The organism is Kocuria aegyptia (assembly GCF_039530085.1).
In the GTDB taxonomy this organism is placed as follows: Bacteria; Actinomycetota; Actinomycetes; order Actinomycetales; family Micrococcaceae; genus Kocuria; species Kocuria aegyptia.
Genome location: NZ_BAAAOA010000020.1, coordinates 69,567 through 86,263 on the forward strand (window position 1 = coordinate 69,567; position 16,697 = coordinate 86,263).

Sequence of the window (16,697 nt, forward strand, 5' to 3'; positions counted from 1 at the left end):
CGGCGAGGACGGCGCGGCCGCGGGCGAGGGTGCCGCGGAGGAGATGCTGCTCTCCTCGGTGGAGGGCGCAACTTCGGCGCGATCGGGTGGTTGTCAGGCGTGCTCGAGGGAGCGGTGCCGGAGCCACAGCCGCACCTCGTAGATCGTTGAGGCGATCAGGACTGCGATGAGTGCCAGCAGCCATCCGAAGGCGAGCCAGCCGATCAACGGCGGGTCGTAGAGGCCGATGATGTCGCCCGGTGGCTCGACGGCCCAGGGGCCGAAGTGGATGACGGTCAGGAAGATCGCCCCGCCGCCGGAGAGGAAGGCCCAGGTCCCGGGACCGATGATCCCGGCCCGCGAGAGGATCAGCCCGGTGAGGATCAGCGGGTAGATGATCAGGCTGAAGGTGAAGGCGTTCACCTCGCCCGTCAGCGGCCAGCCGACGTGGTTGCCGCGGATGATGTGGTCGAGGTGGTGGCCCATGGCAAGAACCAGGGCGACGATGATGAGCGCGTAGAGCCGTCGGTTGCGCATGTCACTCTCCCGTCGATGGGCTCATCGGTTCTCCGATCACCCTGGCATACCGCAGGTGGTCCTGGCGGGTCGGGCGCACCGACGTCGCGGTGTGTGAAGCAGCCGCGCAGCAGCCCGGCCGGGGCGGTCGGGGGCTGACCGGGGTGGGGATCAGCGCTGCGGGACCAGTTCCTTGCTGAAGACCGTGTCGCCGTGGCCGTCGCGCAGGCTCACGGTCAGGACGTCGTCCTCGTCCAGCTGCACGTGGCCGAAGAACTGGAAGCGGCCGTCGCGTGGGGAGCCTCCGGTGGGACCGGCCTTGGCGAAGACCTGTTCCGGGCCGAAGGTGCCGTCCAGCGCGTTCGGGCCGAAGGAGCCTGCGTTGATCGGGCCGGCCACGAACTCCCAGAACTCGTCGAAGTCGGTGAACGCAGCCCGCTCGGGCGAGTAATGGTGCGCCGCGCAGTAGTGGACGTCCGCGGTCACCCACACGATGTTGCGCACACCGGCGTCCTTGAAGGCCTTGAGCACGCGGGCCAGCTCGAGCTCTCGACCCAGCGGGGCCCCGTCGTCGGCGTTGCTGATCGACTCCTGCGCCTTCCCGTCCGGGACGATCACCCCCAGGGGAAGATCCGCGGCGATCACCTTCCAGGTGGCCCGCGAGGACTTCACGCCCTCGATGAGCCACTGCACCTGCTCCTGCCCGAGCAGGGGCGTGGCGTGGGGCTCCGTGCCGGCGGTGTTCTTGCCCTTGAACGTGCGCATGTCGAGGCAGAAGACGTCCAGCTGCGGGCCACGCTCCAGCCGGCGGTAGATGCGCTGGTCCTCGAAACCGGTGGTGCCCGGGCGCAGGGCACGGGCCTCGCCGAGTGGTTGGTACTCCTGCCAGGCCCGACGTCCGCGGGCGGCCAGGGTGTTGACGTCGCGCACGGTGTAGCGATCGTCGTCGAGGATCTCCCCGGCCCACCAGTTGTTGGTGGTCTCGTGGTCGTCCCACTGGGCCACCACGGGCACGTCGGCGTACATCGCCCGCACGTTCTCGTCCATGAGGTTGTACCGGTGGCGGGCCCGGTACTCCTCCTGGGTCTCGGCGACCTTGGTGACGCCTTCCGTCACCACGTTGCGCCAGATGCGGCCGTCCGCCTCGGTGACTTCCGCCTGGATCGGGCCGTCGGCGTAGATCGTGTCCCCGGAGTGGATGAAGAAGTCCGGGTCCAGGTCGTGCATCGCCCGGTAGGTGTACATCCCGCCGAGGTCGGGGTTGATGCCCCAGCCCTGTCCGGCCGTGTCGCCCGTCCACACGAAGGACTGGCTGCGGCTGTCGGCGCCGTGTCCGCGCCCGCCGGAACCGCCCCTTCCCCGGCCGCCCGGCGCGGTCCGGAAGGTGCCGTGGCGAACGTCGGAGAGCACGCCCTCCTCGTCCTCGAATCGCACCTCGAGGGCGAAGCGCGTGCCCGGGGGGAGGTCCGTGGCCCCGACCTTGACGGTGTGGTCGGTGGCCTCACTCACCCACCCAGAGGTCAGGGTCCGCTCGAAGCCGCCGCGGACGGGCGCGCCCTCGGCGTCCACGGCGCGCAGGCGCGCCACCATGCGGCCGGTGCCGTCGGTCCGGGACCACAGGATCGCCGAGGAGGACGTCACATCGCCGGTGGCGATGCCGCTGGGCAGGTGCAGGCGCCGGCGCACCAGGGCCGGAAGCGACGGACCGGCCGGCGCCACGGGGCCGGCGGCAGAGGCCGCGGTCGTGCCGGCGACGGTCAGGGCGGTAGCCGCGAGGGAGCCCTGGAGCAGTCCTCGGCGGGAAAAGGTAGCCATGCCTCGATCCTCCGCCCCGCGCCTGACCTGGGGTTGAACGGCCGGCGACGTCCCGTCGACCGGTCGGTGAGCGCCCGGTAGGGCCGACGGAACCGATGCCAGGAATTCCCGTGGCTGGATGACTTCTGACCGGCCACATGTCGAGACGGGAAAGGCGGGCTGCTCGCGTGCGCCCCTTGCCCGTGGCGGGCCCTGTCGGTCCTGGCCGGATCGGGGCGGCTTCGGTGGTGGGCCGGTCAGCGCGTGAACTCACCACAGGCCTGCAGCAGGGCCAGGGCCGAGGCCGTGGAGGTGTCCACGATCCGCCCCGAGCGCAGGTGCTCGACCAGGTGCTGCTCATCGGCCGGCTCCAGCGCCTGACCGCACCCGGCCTCGGCCCGGCGCGCCACCGCGAGCATCACATCGATCCGCTCCTCCTGGCGCTGATCGGCGTAGAGGATCCCCAGCGGAGCGATCACCGCCGCGGACATGGCCTGCCCGAACTCCTCCGCCAGCAGCAGCCCGGCCCCGGCGCGCAGTTCACCGGGATCGACCACCGGGCCCTGCGGGAAGACCAGCATCTGCCCGCCCGGGTCCAGTTCGGCCTGGACCAGCCCGTAGCGGGCCCGGGCCCCGGAACCCTCGTGCACCCCCGGGGGGCAGTGCATCCATTCCGCAACGCCCACGGGTGAGGTCTCGATATGCCCGTGGTGGGGCAGATCGAGCCGAGCTACTCGTCGTCCACGATGTCCCGGGCTGCTTCCTCAACATCATGGCCGGTCTGTCTGGCATGGCCCACAGCGTTCTGCGCCTGGCCTTCGGCCTGCAGAGCAGGCCGATTGGTGGCGGCACCGATCCTGTCCTTGGCCGCACCGGCGGCCTTGTCCACGGCGGCACCGATCCTGTCTCCGAGTCCCACGAATACTCCCTGCTCTCGATCCATTTGGTGTCCGCTACTCCCCCTGAGCTTCGGCGGAGCGCTGTCGGGCGCTGTCCATGCGGTGGTTCCGGTGCTCTTCCGAGCCGATGGGGTCCGGGACCGGTGAGTCCCGCCCTTCGGCGTAGGCCAGGTAGAGGGCGCTGTTGATGAGCCCGATGTGCGTGAAGGCCTGGGGGAAGTTGCCGAGGAAGGCGCCGGTGGCGGGGTCGATCTCTTCGGCGTAGAGGCCCACGTGGTTGGCGTGGGAGACCATGCGCCCGAACAGGTCGCGGGCCTCCTCGGTCCGTCCGGACATGGCGAGGGCGTCGACCAACCAGAAGTTGCACAGACCGAAGGCGCCCTCGCCGCCGGCGATGCCGTCGTCGGCGTGGTACCGGTGGGCCAGGCCGTTGTCGGTGAGGCCCTCGATGGTCGCGTCGATCGTGGACCGGACCCGGGGATCGTCGAAGGGCAGGAACTCCAGCAGCGGGAACAGCAGGTTGGAGGCGTCGAGCACGTTGCGCTCGTAGGACTGCCGGAACGCCCCCAGCTCGGGGTCGAAGCCTTGCTGCAGGACCTCCTCGCGGATCTGCTCGCTGGTGGCACGCCACCGCTGCACGTCACCGTCGATGAGGCCGGCCTCGGCGAGGGTGATGGCACGGTCCAGGCCCATCCAGACCATCACCTTGGAGTACACGAAGTGGAAGGGTCCGTTGCGCAGCTCCCACAGCCCGTAGTCTCGCTCCTGCCACTGGCGGCACGCGTCATCGGCCACGTCGGGCAGGAACTCGAGGATGTCGTCGCTTACGTTCTCGCCGACCCGGACCAGCTCGTACACCACGCCGATCAGCTCACCGAACACGTCGAGCTGCAGCTGGTCGACGGCGCCGTTGCCGGTCCGTACCGGGGCCGATCGCCGGTAGCCCTCGAGGTTGGGCAGTTCCTTCTCGCCGATTTCGGCCTCACCGTGCACGCCGTAGACGATCTGGATCGCTCGGTCCTCGTCGTGGTGCTCGCGCGCGACGCGTTCGACCCACTCGACGAAGGCGTGCGCTTCGGCATCGTGCCCGAGGGCATGCAGGGCCTGGGCGGCCAGAGCGGCGTCGCGGATCCAGCTGTAGCGGTAGTCCCAGTTCCGCACACCCCCGACCTCCTCGGGCAGCGACGTGGTCGCCGCCGCGGCGATCGCCCCCGTCTCACCGTGGGTGAGCAGTTTCAGCACGAGCTCGGCCCGGATGATGAGCTCCTCGTGCGGGGCCGCCCACGCGCGGGAACCAGTGGCTTCGGCCTTGTGGACCCACGCCCGCCAGCTCTCCACCGCGGCGGTGACGACGTCCCGGGGGTCATCGAGCCCGCTCCCGGCCGGATTCGCTCCCCACCGGGTGACGAGCGCCCGGCGTTGCCCGGCCCCCAGCGTGAAGCCGGCGCGCAGCGTGGCGGCGCCGTCTTCCTCGGCCAATGTCGCCTCGTCCTGCTGCAGACCGCTGAGCGTGAGCGCGTCGTCGCCGGCCCAGGCCAGGAAGCCACCGTCGATCGACATGATCTGCGGAAGCCCGTTGCCGTACTGGAACCGGGGGCTCCACTCGACCTGCACCTGGACGTCGCCGCCCTCGGCCCGCAGCAGCCGATGGACGGCCGGTTCCGCGGTGGATCCGCCCACACCGTCCAGATTCCCTCGGAGCGGCATGCAATCGGTGACCACCAGTCGCCCCTCGCCGGTGTCGAAGGAGGTCTCGAGCACGTTCGTGTGCGCGATGTAGGCCTGCGTTCCGACCTCGGCGCCGCGTGCGCGCACCTGGAAGCGTCCGCCTCTCCGGTGGTCGAGGATCGCGGTGAACACGCTCGCGCTCTCCAGCCCCGGCAGCGGGCACCAGTCGATGGAGCCGTCCCGGCCGACCAGTGCCACCGACCGGAGGTTGCCGATCGCCGCGTGGTCCTCGATCGGGAGGTAGCCGCCGGCCATCAGCGCTCGAGCTCCGGCAGGACCCACGACCCGCAGCCGCGGATGAAGGTCTCCTGGCCCCGGTGCATCTCGGTCAGCGTGGCCGCGGCCTGGGCGATGACCGCCGGGTGGTATCGCTGCCCCGGGGCGCACACCGTGCCCATGGTCAGCGACGTCGCCTGCAGCGCCGAACCGGGCCACGACCAGGCAGAGCCAGACTGCCCTTGGACCTCGCTCCACGGGTGGAAGTGGTCCGAGCACATCGCGGCCTCGAACCCGGCCTCTTCCGCCTGCTGCACGTGGGTCAGCAGCATGCGCCCGGCCGGGGCCTCGACCCGGTACGGGCCGGCCGGCTCGCGGTCGGAGAAATGGACAGTGATGTCGATCCTTGCCCCCTGTGGGCGCCCTCGACTGCTACCAGCTCGACGGGGCGTTTGCCTCGAGGTCATCGTCGCCACCTCCCAACGTGATCAGGTCCTGGTTCCCGCGCCGCACGCGACCGGGCACCCGTCACGGGGCGGGGCGAGGCTCGGTGCGGAACCGCAGCGTGAACGGGTTCAGCGTGCCCGGCAGTGGATGTCGTGGGTCCAGCAGGTGGTCCTCCAGGACGAGGTCCCGCTCGGTGAGCAGGCGCCCGATGACGGTGCTGGTCACGTGGAGCACGAGGTTGCGCCCCGGGCAGATCCCCGGCCCGGCGCTGAACGGGATGAACGGCCAGTCGCCCTCGGTGCGCTCTCGGGCCCACAGATCCGGTTCGAAGCGGTGGGCGGCGTCGACGTGCTCGTCGTCGCGGTGGAAGAACGGCGCGTAGATGAGCATCGAGGTGTTCTCCGGTATCGGGCCATCCTCCCACTGTGTACCCCGGGTGGTCTCGCGCAGCACGGCAGGGGTCGTGGGCCACAGCCGCAGCGACTCCAGTACGCAGGCCCGCAGGTACGGCAGATCCTGGGGGCGGCGCAGGTCCCGGCCTGCGAGGTCCTGGCGGGCCAGGCCGGCGTGCTCGGGGTGGGAGGCCAACAGTCCCAGGGTCCGGTAGCTGGCCCAGTTGGCGGCGTCGAAGGCGAACAGCCACTGCGGCACCTGGTGTTCCGGGTAAGTGTTGGCCGTGGTCGGTGCTTTCGCGGTCCACTCGGCCAGCGTCCCGGGTTCCGCCCGGTCCAGGTGGTGCTGGACCCGGTTCAGGAACCGGGCGCGCCGGCCACGGCGCTCGGGGTGCAGAAAAGCCCAGTTCGCCGCCGCCCGCAGGGCGAGGAGGTCCTCGGTGAGCTGTTCGTCATCGGCGGCGCCCTCGCCGAAGGTCACCCGGCGGACCATGCGCATCCAGTGCCGGTTGTAGTCCTCCCACACGAGACCACCCCGCTGGTCCACGTCCGCCAGGAGCCGGTCCACCTCGTCGTTGATCTTCCCGAGCATGGCGTCGGCGCCGCGGTGGACGGCGTGGTCGGTGTCGAGGGCGGCCTCGTTGAACCGGCGCCGCTCGGGGCGGTCCTCGGTGGAGGAGATGAGCACCCCGGCCGGCTCGAAGTGCGCCAGGGTCGCTCGCTTCTCCCGGGTCGCGGGATGGAAGGGCTCCGGGGATCCGGCGAGCACCCGGTGCACGTGCTCCGGCGAGAGCACGACGACCATCCGCCGGCCCGGGGTGTGCAACCGCAGCGGACCGCGGCCGTACCGTCGTCGCAGCTCTTGGAGGAGGCGGACGGCCTTGCGGTCTGCCTCCAGCCGATCCACGAGCCGCGTCATCAGCGGACGGCGCACGATCACCCCACGTTGCAGCAGCGGCAGAACGACTCCGCCCAGGACGCGCACGGTGTCCGCGACAGAGGCTCGCGGCAACGCCCGGGACCCGGCGGACCCCACCGGCGCCCGGTCGGTGCGGTGCGGGTCCGCGGGCGGGCCGGCCCCCGGGGCCCCCGCGTGGTCATCGGAGCGGGTTATGATGTCCTCCCATGGCTCGTCGATGCAGTACTCACCACGAGTAGATCCCCCAACAGGTCCAGCCGTTGCGCTGCACCCCGGCCGGGAAACGGACGACGTCCCCGACCTGCAACGGGGTGGGGAACCCCCCTCGAGGAACGGGCCTCCACGACAGCTCGGTCTCGGATACACACGGGAAAACCTCCGGATCGACAGCGGGTCCTTTCCACCCACCCTGCCCCACGGCTCCCGTGATCACCATGGGTACAAGCACCACGGTTCCCGTGATGACCGTGTGAAGAAGCGACCATCCACCTGCGGAGTGCAACGCCTCACGCATGGCTCATCACGAACACGCTGAAGAATCACAGACCATCCGAGGGAGCTGTGGCGCGTGGCTGTGCGCCTTCGCTGGGGACGCTCCTCGCGCGGGCGCTCTTTACCGTTTCCCTGAGTCGGCTCTGCGGCGGGAATCTACTCGTCGGTCAGCGAAATATCGGCGGGCAGCAGATCCTCGCCCTTGTGATCGGTCGGTTCGGGTCTCTACGGTGGCCGGACGGAGGTGCGTCGACCGACCCCGGTTGTGCTGCGCGCGATGAAGGGTGCCGACATGGGCGGACGTGCTCTCGGCTGTTGTCCGGACCGATCTCCACCAGACCGGTCCGCGCCGAGGCAGCCATCGGAAGGCGCCGGCGTCACCACCGCGGGCGTCGACACCGGCGCGCTCTTGTCTTCCTCCACCGGTGACTCCGGCTGGACCGCGGCGGACCTCACAGCAGATACCCGCCGATGCCGACAGGCACCGGGCCGCTTCGTCCGGATGCGGCCAGTACCCACGCGACTGCTCTGACCACTGGGCCTCTGCCCTGACCGACAGAGCGCTCTCCACCCGAAGGAGAACACCATGACTGACACCACCCCCGGAGCGCACCGGGAACGCCCCGAGGACGACGAGGTCCTCGTCACCGACGAGCGCCCTGCCCTCACCTGTGGACCCGGTCGGGAACGCCCCGAGGACGACATCGAGTTCCTCGCCTGAGTTCCGCCTCCGTCCCGGATGTCGTGCCGTTTCCGGATCAGCTCGCTGCCCGGAGCGAGCATCCGGGCACACCGTGCGACGGGCGGCGCCCACTGCGGCTGCCGGATCCTCGGCCACGGCGTGGAGGTCGGGACACGATCTACTGCTGCGCCCACTGCGCGAAGCACGCCGGGGCCGAAGGAATCGCCGACCGCGCCTGACACCCCTGGCTGCGGAGCCACCCGCGGGGTTCGAGGCGGGACAATCCGCCCGGCCGGGTCTACCGTCATGGCATGAGCCTCGTCATCAGAAAGCTGATCATCGGGCTGGGGGTGGTGGTGGTGCTGGTGGCCACCGGGTGCGCAGCCTCCTACCCGACGGATCCGCACGGGACGCTGGAGCGGGTCACCGGCTCGGTGCTGCGGGTCGGGATCTCCCACCACGAGCCCTTCGTCTCCGTGGCGGGCCCGGCCCCGTCGGGGCGGGAGGTGGAGCTGGTGGAGCAGTACGCCGCCACCCTCAGCGCCGAGGTGGAGTGGACCGCCGACGGGGAGGAGGAGCTGGTGGACCAGCTCGAGCACGGGCGACTCGACATGATGATCGGTGGCCTGACGGACAAGACCCCGTGGCAGCAGAAGGTCGGTCTGACCCGCCCCTATACGCAGGCCACCGACGAGTTCGGGCAGACCGAGAAGCGCGTGATGGCCGTGCGCAGGGGCGAGAACGCGTTCCTGCTGGACCTCGACGAGTTCCTGCAGGCCCGGGGAGGGCAGTCGTGATGGCCACCCACCACAACGTCGACGACGAGCCGCTGCCCGAGAAGGTGTCTGACGACCTGCGGCGGGCGGTGCGGCTGGAGTGGATCACCATCGGCTCTCTCGTGTTCATCGTCGGGCTGGTCTACGCGGTGATGGGCAACTCCCAGGCGATGAAGACCGCCTGGATCGAGGACATGCTCTCCTTCATCCCGCCGATCGCGTTCCTGATCGGGGTGCGGATCACCCGCCGGCCGGCCACCGCCGAACGGCCCTTCGGCTACCACCGGGCGATCGGGGTCTCCCACGTGGTGGCATCCACCGCCCTGGTGGTGATGGGTGGATATCTCATCGTGGACTCGGCGCTCAAGCTGATCACCGTGGAGCATCCCACGATCGGCGGGATCGCCCTGTTCGGCACCACCATCTGGCTGGGCTGGCTGATGATGGCCGCCATGGTGATCACGGCGATCCCGCCGGTGATCCTGGGCCGGAAGAAGCTGAAGCTCGCCCCGGCGCTGCACAACAAGGTGCTCTATGCGGACGCGGACATGAACAAGGCCGATTGGATGACCTCCCTGTCGGCCCTGGTCGGGGTCGCTGGGATCGGGCTGGGCTGGTGGTGGGCCGATGCGGCGGCCGCGATCGTCATCGCCACCTCCATCCTCAGGGACGGGATCACGAACCTGAAAGCGGCCGTGGCCGGACTCATCGATGCCCGTCCCACCAGTGTGGACAACAAGGACCCGCATCCGCTGCTGGGCGAGATCGACGCCTATCTGCGCTCCCTGGACTGGGTGCACACCGCCGGGGCCCGGGTCCGCGACGAAGGCCAGGTCTTCCATGTGGAGGGATTCGTGGTGCCCAAGCCCTCGGAAACCGCCACCCCCGAACGACTGGAAGCCGCCCGGGCCGGACTGCTGGACCTCGACTGGAAGATCCGCGACGCCGTCATCGCCACCGTCCCGAAACTCCCGGACGTCCTGGAGCGGCACGCCTCCCGGTCCTGAGCGCTGGGCCCTGGACTCGGGAACGGATCACCGCACGGCCCGGTCACGGGTCGGCGCGCTCTCCAACGGCCGAGGGCGACAGCGCCCCGGTGACGCGGACAGCGCCATGGGAAGGTGCCGCAGGGAGTCAGCCCTGCCCGCCCCGGACGGGTCTCCGGGGGAGAGCCGGGTCCGGCCCCACAGCTGCTCGCTGCGGGGGACGGGCATCAGGTCCAGGTGCGCCGCGAGCTCGTCGGCGACCCGGACCAGGGCGTCGCGCCCTGCGGCCGGCAGCATCACGGCGCTGTGGATGCAGGTCTCGGCCCTGTGCGCACTGATCGTGCCACCGGCGCGCACGTACCGAGGCCGAAGATCCCATGGCAGCTATGGGGCGGGCATCCGTCGGCGCTCCTCGGCGTGCCCCCGCCGGTGATGCCGGCGGAAGTGGTCGCCGGCATTCCGTCGATCGATGGCCACGCGACTGTCGACTGGTCCTCAGGGCTTTTTCAGTTCCTCGGCGAGCATCACGATGATGCCGCTGGGGCCGCGGACATAGGCGAGCTTGTAGGCATCCCCATAGGTTGCCACCCCGCGCAGCGGGTGGCAGCCGTGTCTCGCCGCGATCTCGAGGGACTCGTCGAGGTCGTCGACCGAGAAGGCGACGCGGTGCATGCCGATCTCGTGGGGCCGTGTGGGCTCCGTCTCGATGGCTTGAGGGTGGATGTACTCGAAGAGCTCGAGGCGACCGTTGCCGTCCGGGGTCTGGAGCATGGCGATGTGGGCGTGGTTGCCGTCGAGGCCGACGGCGGTGTCCGCCCACTGACCGCTGACCGTGTCCCGGCCCAGGACGCTCAGCCCGAGGTCGGTGAAGAAGGCGATCGCCGCTTCGAGGTCGCGGACGGTGATGCCGACGTTCTCGAACCTGATGGTCATGCGTTGCATGTTACCGAGCCTCGGCAAACGGTTCAGGCCGCCGCTTTTTCACGTTCCGGCAGGCGGAACCCCTGTCCCGTCCCGAGTCGTTGGTCGGTGGTCCGCCACGGTGAGGCCGAGGGCGTCGAGCGGTTCTTGCGCCCGTTGCCCTGCAACGGCCTCTCCACCGGCACTGAGAGCACGGCTGCAGTGCCCGCTCCCAGCACGCAGGACGCCGGCAGGAAAAGGGAATCTCCATGGAACGGTTCTGAACGCTCCCCAGGTGCTCCGCTCGAGGTACTGGTCTTTCAAGGCCGTCGTCCCACGTTCGAGACCGGGTGATGGGCGGAGAGCCTCTCGGTGCGGCAGTCACCGCGGTCCCACGCTCGCTGCCCACTCCGCAGGGTCCACGCCGGCCCTGTTTCCGACGACGACGGAAGGCGAGGACTGGACGCCGCACCGATGACGTCCAGGGGATCAAGTAATGTCCCTGATCCTGCGTGACACGCGGATGTCGACTGCAAAGGTCGGCGAGGATGGCCTCATGACCCTCGCTTCAACCAGGACTCGGCCTTCTCCCCGCCCTCCGCAACGTACCGTGCGGCTGATTCTCGTCCTTGTGATTCTTCTGCTCGCTGGTCACCTTGCGACACCGCCCATCGCCGCCGCGACCGAGCACGATGTGCAGGAGGCGCGGGAGCTGACCGCCGAGGACGTCGACACGTGGCTGGACGGGCTGGTCCCGGCCCTGCTGGAGACCGAGCGGATCCCGGGGGCGACGGTGGCCGTGGTCTCCGCCGGCGAGATCGTCACACTGCGCGGCTTCGGCGCGGCCGACCGGCCCCGATCCGTGCCGGGGGCCACCCCGGTGGACCCGCAGCATCACCTGTTCCGGACCGGGTCGGTGTCCAAGCTCCTCACCGCCGCCGCCGTGCTGCAGCAGGTCGAGCGCGGGGCCCTGGACCTGGACGCCGACATCCGCGAGCACCTGGACTTCTCCCTCGAGCTGCCCCTGGGGGCGGTGACGCTGCGGCACCTGCTCAGCCACACCGCCGGCTTCGAGGAGCGGGTGGACCACCTCCTCACTGACGACCCCGGGAAGGTCCGGGACCTGCGCACCGAGCTGGCCGAGGACCCGCCGCAGCAGATCTTCGCCCCCGGCACCACCCCGGCCTACTCCAACTACGGCAACGCCCTGGCCGGCTACGTCGTCGAACGTGTCACCGGTGTCCCCTTCGCCGAGTACGTGCGCACCGAGATCCTCGACCCGCTGGGCATGACTTCCACCTCGGCGGAACAACCCCTGCCACCTGCGCTGGCCGGCCGGATGGCCGACGGCTTCCCGGCCCCGGAAGCCGAGCAGGCGCCCTTCGAGCACGTCTCCCTCCCACCGGCCGGGTCCGTGAGCAGCACCGCCGCCGACATGGCCGCGTACCTGAACTTCCACCTCGGCCACGGCCCCGACGCCGTGCTGGGCCCGGAGGCGATGGCGCAGATGCACGCCCCGGCGCTGCCGCCCGAGGACCTGGGCGGGCTCGGTGCGGCGGAGCAGATGACCCTGGGCTTCCGGAGCCACGACGTCTGGGGGCAGCGCGCGCTCTCCCACGGCGGCGACACGAACGTCTTCCACAGCGAAATGGCACTGTTCCCCGAGGCCGACACGGGCCTGTTCGTCTCCCTCAACGGCAACGGGGCAGGTGCCCTGAGCACCAGCGTGCTGCGCCAGCAGCTGGTCGACCAGTTCGCCGGCCGCTACCTCACCGCGCCAGGACAGACGCTGCCCGAGCCTGCCCCCGGCGCCGCGCAGCGGGCCGCGGCCGTGGCCGGTTTTTACCGCAGCGAACGACGGGCGGAGTCCAACGCCGCGGCGTTGGCGGGATCCGTGTCCATCCTCAGCGTGACCGAGGGACCGGACGGGCCCGATGGAACGATCACCGCCGGCTACCGATTCCTCCCGACGAGAATGACCATGCAGGAGGTCGAGCCCTGGCTCTGGCGCGAGGTCGGAGGAACGGGCACCCTCGCGGCCCGCGCCGACGACGACGGCACCGTCCGCGACGTCACCCTGATCGCTTACTGGGCCGAGGGCAAGGTCAGCGCCTGGCACGGGTACTTCGTCCAGCACCTGCTGCTGCTGGCGGCGCTGCTGGTGCTCGTGGTCACGCTGGTGGTCTGGCCGGTGAATCGTCTGCGCCGACGCCGCCGCCGGGACGCCCCCGGGGCGGCCGTGCGTCCCCGGCGTGTGCGCCGGCTGGCCTACACGGCCCCAGTACTGGTGCTCGCGGGACTGCTGCTGTTCGTCTCGAGCCTCCAGCCGGACCTGTCCCTGCTCCGGCCCCTCACCCGCCTCGGGCAGGCGCTGCTGCTCCTCGGCGTCCTCGGCCTGATCCCGGCCGCCTGGCACCTGGCCGACACGATCCGGCGCCGCGCCGGGGTGATCGCCGTGACCGGAGCGGGACTGCTCGTGCTGTCCCTGACCTACATCGGCGGCTACACCGTGGCCTACCGCATCCTGTGGCCCGACATCAGCATCTGACCCGCGTCATCGGGCAGGCAGGACGCGCTCGGGGCTCGGACCGGAGCGTGCCACGGACCGTGGTGCACAGTGGGGTGCTCCGCACCGGCAGCCCCGAGGGGACGACGTGCCAGGCCGAGCGTCATCGACCGGGGGTGGTCTCCGTGCCCGCGCCCCCGGTGAGGAGCCTGCTCAGGAACCTGCAGGACCGCTCCATCCGCGCTGTCAGTCCTTCTGCGCACGTTCGTAGTACTCGGTCCACTTGCTCTGGCCGCGGTCGTAGACCGCGTTCCAGTCCTGCTGGTGCTGCGCATCGGCGGCGTCCCAGTTGTCCCGGTGTGCTTGATCGGCCCAGTTCCATACGGTGCGGTTGCGCTGGTCGAAGAAGTCCCACACCTTCTGGCGCACCTCGTCGTCCACCTCCCCCGCGAGGAGGTTGGCCACGCGTTTGCCCCGATTGCCCTCGTCGTTGGCCGTCCTCTTGATCCGGTTGCCGACCTCGTTGGTCAGCTGCTTGTTGGCGTTGCCGGCGTCGTTGACGGCGCGCAGCTCCGCATTGCGCCACTCGTTCCAGGCCCGGATCATCGCCTGATTCTGTTCCCGCCAGTAGGTCTCCAGCTCGGCACGGGAAGCCGCTTGGGTGTATTTGCCCCGGCCGGCGGCGGCGATCCGGGCCAGGGCCTGGTGGTCGGTGTCCTCGACCTGGAAACCGATGACGTTGATGACCGGCTCGACGCCGGAACCGCTCAGCTGTTCGGCTGCCCGGACCGGGTCACCACCGCAGGTCTCCATGCCGTCGGTCACGACGTAGACGATGCCGTCGGTGGACTCCTCGGGGAAGTCAGCAGCAGCTTCCTGGATGCCTTTCGCCAGCGGGGTGTACCCGGTGGGCTCCACTCCTGCGAGGGTCCGCCCGAGGGCACCGGTGTCGGCTGCACCGGAGTAGAGGACCTCGGTGGTCGCACAAGACTCGGTCTTGCCCTCTGCGGTGGTGTCGCCCGTATGGCCGTACACGCGCAGACTGACCGTGCTGCCCTCGGGCAGCCGGTCGACGAAGGCGGTCAGCGCGGCCCGCGCGGTGTCCATCCGGGTCCCGTCACCGGCGTCCATGGCCATCGAGTCGCTGGCGTCGAACAGAAGGGCGAAGTGATTGGTGCCCACGCTCTGCCCGACGCCCGGGCCGGTCGCGGCGGCGGTGGGCTCCGCCCCACGCGCACCCGTGCCCGGGTCGAAACGCACCACCGTCTTGACGTCCTCGGCGTAGTCACCGTGGATCTGCGCCAGGATGGCCGCGCTCCACTGCTCGGCGCTCTGCGGGTCGCTCGCCCGGGCCGCGGCCAGCGCCTCTTCGGTGGTGCCCTCCTCGGCGTAGGGCCCGGGATCGACCAGCAACGACTGTTCCAGCCCGGTCAGCTGGCGAGGGGCGTCGTCGAAAGGCACCTCCGTCAGCCCGTGCGCGACCGCCCCCACCCCGCCGGGAGTGCCGGTAGGAGTGGTAGGAGTTGTTGGGGAAGTGGTGGTCGGTTCGGAGACGATTGACTCCGGACCGTCCCCTTCCCCACCGGCACAGGCGGTCAGCAACGCGGCGGCGCACACAGCGGTCAGGAGCGGACGCATGCTGATTCGCATATCGGGCTTTCTCTCGGCGGCAGATCATTCCCTAATGCACAAATGTACCGTGCCATGATGGGCTCCTCGGAATGGACGGGTGAGGCCACGGCGGCTGGTCCGGTCGGGTCCCTTGAACGATGTACGGGATCGGCGTGCCCCTTGTGGGGTCAGTCGCTGAGGGCGCCGAGGCCGGCGGCTTCCCTTTCCGAGTGTCAGTCCGGTGCGGCGTAGGGGTCGGTGATCTCCCGCAGCATCGTGAGGGCCTCGCGCAGCTGCTGCATCCGTCGTCGGCCCAGGTGCTCGCTCCACTCGGCCTCGATCCGGGCCTCCTCCGCTCGGGCGACAGCAATGACCTCTGCACCCCGGGCGGCGATGCGCACCAGGCGCGCGCGGGCATCGGTGGGGTCGACCACCCGCTCCACATAGCCGGCCCGCTCGAGCCGGTCCACCAGAACGGTGGCCGTCTGCTTGGCGACCTGGGCCTGTTCCGCGAGCTCGGTCAGCCGGGTCCCGTGCGGGCCGATGCGGGCGGCGATGCGGGCCTGGGGCACCGTGAGGTCGGTGTAGCCGGCCCGGCGGGCCGCGTCGATGATCCGGTTCTCCGCCGACCGGTAGGCGGTGAACATCAGCACGCCCACATGTATCTCCTCCGCCATGCCCACCCCTTGAAACAATCCTATCAGCGAACTAAAATAGTCCTATCATCGTACTAGATGCCTCGTGCTGGAGGCCCCGGTCACCTCAACCCCGGCCTGCTCTGCGGCCAACGACAAGTTCTTCGCGGCCGCTCCTGACGCCCGTTGCGGCGGCGTCATGTTCTGTGGACCACACCGGTTACGGCACGTCCGTACCGGGACATCCGAGGAGACGACATCATGGACCGCACCTTCACCGACGACCAGCTGTGGGCCGCCATCGATGCCCAGCGCCTGCGCACCGCCCAGCTGCTCGAGGGACTGACGGCGGAGCAGTGGCGCCGCCCGTCGCTGTGCGAGGGCTGGACGGTACGCGACGTGGCCGCCCACCTCACGCTGCAGCAGGTCGGACCCGGGACGGGGTTGCTGATGTTCATGAAGCACCCCGGGGGCGTCAACCGGATCATCCACGAGTCCGCCCGGGATCGAGCGGCCCTGCCGACGGAAGAACTGATCGCCCGGCTGCGCGCATCGGTGGGATCGCGGCGGCACAACATGGGCCTGACCGGCCGGGAGACACTGATCGACGTCCTCGTGCATGGCCAGGACATCGCGATCCCGCTGGGCCTGGATCTGGAGATGCCCCCGCAAGCCGCTGCGGAAGCCGCCACCCGGGTGTGGACCTCCCGCGGCACGGGCAGAGCCAAGGTCTTCCGCGACATCGCGCTGAGCGGCTTCCGGCTCGTAGCCGAGGACGTCGACTGGGCCGTCGGTGAGGGGCTGGAGATCCGGGGGCCGATCAGCGCCCTGTTGTTGCTGCTCACCGGCCGCCCGGCGGCCCTGCCCCGACTCACCGGCTCCGGCGCCGACACCCTCCGCCGGCATCTGGCGACCGCCCCCTGATCCCCCGATTTCCCCGACGAGGCGCCATTCCCCACCACCTGCCACGCGACACCCTGCGGGAACATCGCCCCGTGGAGACCGGACCGAAATCCGGCCTTACGTGAAGTCATGGGCTTCAGGCCTCTTGTGCACCTCCTGTCGACGGTCCGACCAGCGACTGCACAGCCGCGCCCTCGGATCTCGGCTGGGCCCGCCCTGTGGGCAGGTCGGAGCAGATGTCACATGATCCGCGCGGCAGTCCCTTCGGTGGTGTGCTCGCCTGGGGTTTGTACGCTGTGGCCGAGGCCGCACCGTA

The 16,697-nt window shown here is 70.2% G+C and carries 15 protein-coding genes; 5 read left to right on the plus strand and 10 right to left on the minus strand.

All coding sequences use genetic code 11. The features are described 5' to 3' along the window. Window positions 1–93: 93 nt before the first annotated feature. From ABD220_RS10095 to ABD220_RS10125, 7 genes are all read right to left on the minus strand, one after another. On the minus strand, window positions 94–516 hold the full coding sequence (locus ABD220_RS10095) for a hypothetical protein (RefSeq protein ID WP_344122189.1): 423 nt from the start codon (window positions 514–516) through the stop codon (window positions 94–96). 150 nt (window positions 517–666) lie between these two features. Next, window positions 667–2,310, minus strand: a complete 1,644-nt coding sequence (locus ABD220_RS10100; protein WP_344122191.1) for an alkaline phosphatase D family protein — start codon at window positions 2,308–2,310, stop codon at window positions 667–669. A gap of 236 nt (window positions 2,311–2,546) precedes the next feature. Next, on the minus strand, window positions 2,547–2,957 hold the full coding sequence (locus ABD220_RS10105) for a hypothetical protein (RefSeq protein WP_344122193.1): 411 nt from the start codon (window positions 2,955–2,957) through the stop codon (window positions 2,547–2,549). A 62-nt stretch (window positions 2,958–3,019) separates the two neighbouring features. Then, a complete protein-coding gene (locus ABD220_RS10110) occupies window positions 3,020–3,232 on the minus strand; it encodes a CsbD family protein (RefSeq protein WP_344122194.1) in 213 nt (70 codons plus the stop codon). 10 nt (window positions 3,233–3,242) lie between these two features. Beyond that, window positions 3,243–5,171, minus strand: a complete 1,929-nt coding sequence (locus ABD220_RS10115) for a glycoside hydrolase family 15 protein (RefSeq protein ID WP_344122196.1) — start codon at window positions 5,169–5,171, stop codon at window positions 3,243–3,245. Continuing rightward, a complete protein-coding gene (locus tag ABD220_RS10120) occupies window positions 5,171–5,464 on the minus strand; it encodes an LLM class flavin-dependent oxidoreductase (protein WP_425552548.1) in 294 nt (97 codons plus the stop codon). The genes ABD220_RS10115 and ABD220_RS10120 overlap by 1 nt, the downstream gene beginning before the upstream one ends. A 196-nt stretch (window positions 5,465–5,660) precedes the next feature. Next, window positions 5,661–6,956: a cytochrome P450 gene (locus ABD220_RS10125; protein ID WP_344122198.1), complete on the minus strand. Its 1,296-nt coding sequence runs from the start codon at window positions 6,954–6,956 to the stop codon at window positions 5,661–5,663. A gap of 1,012 nt (window positions 6,957–7,968) precedes the next feature. Here ABD220_RS10125 and ABD220_RS10130 point away from each other — a divergent pair. From ABD220_RS10130 to ABD220_RS10140, 3 genes are all read left to right on the plus strand, one after another. After that, entirely contained in the window at window positions 7,969–8,103 is a 135-nt protein-coding gene (locus ABD220_RS10130) for a hypothetical protein (RefSeq protein ID WP_344122199.1), read from the plus strand. Between the two features lie 272 nt (window positions 8,104–8,375). Beyond that, window positions 8,376–8,861, plus strand: a complete 486-nt coding sequence (locus ABD220_RS10135; RefSeq protein ID WP_344122200.1) for a transporter substrate-binding domain-containing protein — start codon at window positions 8,376–8,378, stop codon at window positions 8,859–8,861. Beyond that, window positions 8,861–9,847, plus strand: coding sequence for a cation diffusion facilitator family transporter (locus ABD220_RS10140; protein ID WP_344122214.1), 987 nt, complete (start codon window positions 8,861–8,863; stop codon window positions 9,845–9,847). The genes ABD220_RS10135 and ABD220_RS10140 overlap by 1 nt, the downstream gene beginning before the upstream one ends. 474 nt (window positions 9,848–10,321) lie before the next feature. Here the strand turns inward: ABD220_RS10140 and ABD220_RS10145 are convergent, their stop codons facing one another. Beyond that, window positions 10,322–10,759, minus strand: a complete 438-nt coding sequence (locus ABD220_RS10145; RefSeq protein WP_344122202.1) for a VOC family protein — start codon at window positions 10,757–10,759, stop codon at window positions 10,322–10,324. A 598-nt stretch (window positions 10,760–11,357) separates the two neighbouring features. Here ABD220_RS10145 and ABD220_RS10150 point away from each other — a divergent pair. Next, a complete protein-coding gene (locus ABD220_RS10150; protein ID WP_344122204.1) occupies window positions 11,358–13,274 on the plus strand; it encodes a serine hydrolase domain-containing protein in 1,917 nt (638 codons plus the stop codon). Between the two features lie 204 nt (window positions 13,275–13,478). Here ABD220_RS10150 and ABD220_RS10155 read toward each other — a convergent pair whose 3' ends face one another. Further along, window positions 13,479–14,693 carry a VWA domain-containing protein gene (locus tag ABD220_RS10155; RefSeq protein ID WP_344122207.1) on the minus strand — a complete coding sequence of 405 codons (1,215 nt, stop codon included), beginning with the start codon at window positions 14,691–14,693 and terminating at the stop codon, window positions 13,479–13,481. 383 nt (window positions 14,694–15,076) lie between these two features. Beyond that, entirely contained in the window at window positions 15,077–15,520 is a 444-nt protein-coding gene (locus tag ABD220_RS10160; RefSeq protein WP_344122209.1) for a MarR family winged helix-turn-helix transcriptional regulator, read from the minus strand. 219 nt (window positions 15,521–15,739) lie between these two features. Between ABD220_RS10160 and ABD220_RS10165 the strand changes: the two genes are divergently transcribed. After that, window positions 15,740–16,402 (plus strand): maleylpyruvate isomerase family mycothiol-dependent enzyme, encoded by a 663-nt coding sequence (locus ABD220_RS10165; RefSeq protein WP_344122210.1) that lies wholly within the window; start codon window positions 15,740–15,742, stop codon window positions 16,400–16,402. The last annotated feature ends 295 nt before the right edge of the window (window positions 16,403–16,697 follow it).